The 3,116-nt window shown below is 30.2% G+C and carries 4 protein-coding genes; all 4 read right to left on the bottom strand.

Going from position 1 to position 3,116, the window contains the following annotated elements:
- Nucleotides 1–46: 46 nt before the first annotated feature.
- Nucleotides 47–784: a hypothetical protein gene (locus tag ACTTKP_RS11815; RefSeq protein ID WP_442554089.1), complete on the bottom strand. Its 738-nt coding sequence runs from the start codon at nucleotides 782–784 to the stop codon at nucleotides 47–49.
- Nucleotides 785–938: 154 nt separating this feature from the next.
- Nucleotides 939–1,703, bottom strand: coding sequence for a class I SAM-dependent methyltransferase (locus tag ACTTKP_RS11810; RefSeq protein WP_442554088.1), 765 nt, complete (start codon nucleotides 1,701–1,703; stop codon nucleotides 939–941).
- Nucleotides 1,704–2,003: 300 nt separating this feature from the next.
- Nucleotides 2,004–2,225: a hypothetical protein gene (locus tag ACTTKP_RS11805; RefSeq protein WP_442554087.1), complete on the bottom strand. Its 222-nt coding sequence runs from the start codon at nucleotides 2,223–2,225 to the stop codon at nucleotides 2,004–2,006.
- Between the two features lie 24 nt (nucleotides 2,226–2,249).
- Nucleotides 2,250–3,062 (bottom strand): DUF6630 family protein, encoded by an 813-nt coding sequence (locus ACTTKP_RS11800; protein ID WP_442554086.1) that lies wholly within the window; start codon nucleotides 3,060–3,062, stop codon nucleotides 2,250–2,252.
- Nucleotides 3,063–3,116: the final 54 nt, after the last annotated feature.

The raw sequence follows: 3,116 nt of genomic DNA, 5'->3' as shown, positions 1-3,116 counted from the left end.
GTGAAACATTTTGTTGATATTTTCAAAAAAAGGTTGAAGTCAATTTTTAACCTATATCTATCTCACAATATGCATTGTTAAAGTCATCATTTTCAAAATCATCAACAAATTTGCTCTTGACCTTATAAGTATCTCCATTTTTTGTATTTATTATAAATTCACTATTAAAAAACTCTCCCTTAATACAGTGTATCATCATATAATCAAGAATCACCTTACATTTATCAATGGTATTTTTATCTACATTATGCAAACTAAAATCAGGTCTTCCAAACTTTGCCATTCCTCTTGTATGCATCCAATACTTATCTTGTTCTTCTGACAGCAATATAACTACATTGTTTTTTGCAGTAATTTCCCTGTCAAAGAAGTTTTCTTCCCATTCTTTTGGAGCATACATTGAAAAAGTCAACAAATCAAGTACTCCGACTGCTCCCTGTTCAACAAAAGCTTGAACAATTCCGATAACATTTCTCATATACTCAAGGTTAGAATCATCTTTAATATAGCCCTTAATGACTGCACAATCTTCAGTATTCAAACATTTTTCATACAGCTCTCTGTTTGCTTCCTTTAATATCTTGCCCAAGGTTCCTTCAAAAAATCCATTTATATAGTCTGCATGATTAGTTCTACATAATGAATGAATTTCTAAATCATCCGGGAATACATCCACATGATGTCTGCTTTTTGACACCTGCAATTTTTCACCTGTAACTCCAAAAACAACATAAAATAAAAACGGTTTATATCCTATATCCTTAAAATATTCTCTTGTTTCCATATATAATACCTCTTTATTTCAAATAAGGCATATTTAGTATTTTCTTAATTCTCAATAAAAATATTTATTTCGAATATCAAGACATACCGGTATTTAGATTTTAACCTTTACGGAAACTTAAACGGGCTATTCTCCTTAAGTATATTATATAACATTATAGTTTAATGCAGAGTGTAGCTATATAGTCATTTCCATAACGTGATAATCTATTTCTTTTGTCACACGATTCATAAAAATCTATCATAGCGAGACCATTTTTAAGTTGTCCTCTAATCTGAGTTTCTAAGGTATGGCTAAATTCATATCCATATTCCGGATTTATGGTTATCTTGCCTTCCTCTTCAAGCTCTTTTGAATTAAAAGGTATTGAAAACTTTAAAAGTAATTCCTCATCGGGTTTGTCCCATACAATGTCAGCATCATACATATATATCCAAGGATTCATAAATCCGACCATTAACAGTCCACCCTTTTTCAATACTCGAGAGGCTTCTTTATATATGTTTTCTAAATCTTCTACATATACATTTGAAACCGGATTAAAAATAATATCAAAAGTTTCATTTTCAAATGGAAATGGTTTTGTCATATCGCCTTGAACTGTGTTGATTTTTAAGTCTTCTCTTTTAGCAACCATATCATCTCTTTGTAATTGTGATTTAGAAAAATCCATTATGGTTACATCATAACCTTTTATAGCAAAAACCGGTCCTTGCTGTCCACCACCACAAGCTAAACCTAATATCTTTTTTCCGTTTGCTTTTTCAAACCATTCTTTTGGAACTTTTTTCCCAACAGTTAATGCAACAGAAATTGGATTGTTTCTAACTTCTTCTAATTCTTCATGTGTCAATGGCTCAGTATAGTCATTTTTTACATTATTCCATCTATCTTCATTTAATTTTATATAATTGCTCATCTTATAATCTCCTCGTAATTTTATATTATTTCGATTTAGGTTGAATATGTTGCCATTACATTTTTCTCACCTATACAAATTCTAATTTGCTAATATAACAAATACTAAACCGGAACCAAAACTCAATATTAATCTAATTCTTGTCATCTATCAGTATATAATTATATTTCGATAAAATGTTTCACGTGAAACATTTAAATAAAAGTAGTGGCTCCACAAATTATTTAAATGCATAATTAATTCTATTTTATAAAATACTTGTAAAAATATTTTTTAAATTATCAGTATAATCACATTGCACTATTCAACATTATTATAAACTTCAATACCTAAAACTTTAATAATAATTCCTTCTTCATATTCCTTTTCAGCTTTTACAGATGCTAGTCTATGAACTCTTGAAACACTATAAGCCAAAGCTTTATACACCACAGTACCACCATCTTTTAATCGCAACGGAATTGGTATGAGAAGAACAATAGCTAACAATATGCATACAATAGCCACATTTCGTTTTTTCATGTTTAAAACCTCCAAAACAGTTTTTTACATTTCTTCGATAACAGCTATTCGTTGCAATATTTCCTTTGCCAATTTCTTTGCTCTTACAAAATCATCTTTACTTAATATCATCAATACATAACTGTCACTTCCTACATCCATTGCTGATAAAACATATTCTGTCCATAGAGAATTAATTATTCTGCCCCATCTTGGAATGTCTTCATCACTGTCTAATATTTCCTCATTTATTTCAAGTTCCAAACCTGTACTCAATTTTTTTACAGCAGAGATAAAGTCATCTTTTCTGATTTTCCAGTCGAGCTCAATTGCCATACCCCTGTCCAACAATTCTTCATAAAGTTCAAGCCAGGCATCTTCCATGTCTTGCATTTTTTCAGGTTTTACTTTCTTAAGAAATTGTGTTGTGTGTTTAGCATTTCCTAATAGCACTTCTGATAATTCTGCAAATACTTTCTGAACTTTCCCATCCTCATCTTCCAAAACTTCTACATAGTTTTTCTCCTCAGGAAGAATCTCTTTTTGCACAAATGCTCTCATTATTTTTATTGCATCATCATAGCTCAAATCAGAGATACAATATTTCTTTCCATTAATTTCCATATATAAATCTAACAGTTCTTCGCTTTTCCCGGCAATAGCCTTCATTAAAGTGCAGCCTTTTATTGCATATGGCGGATATATCTCTGTGTACATGAAATAGCCATCATGCATAGCTTTTAGTGAATTATCAATTCCAACAATATGAAAACCATTTCTATTATATGTTGGATTTTTCATACGCCATTCTTCATATGTATCAAAAAATACTTTCATAATCCAATTATATATACTCATAATAACCTCTTTCAAAATGTTTCACGTGAAACATTTTCCATCTTGTACTTATTC

Origin of the sequence: Catonella sp., assembly GCF_052169795.1 — a bacterium.
GTDB lineage: Bacteria > Bacillota > Clostridia > Lachnospirales > Lachnospiraceae > Catonella.
Note: the sequence above shows the minus strand (reverse complement) of the source record. Positions and strands in the feature narration are given on the sequence as shown.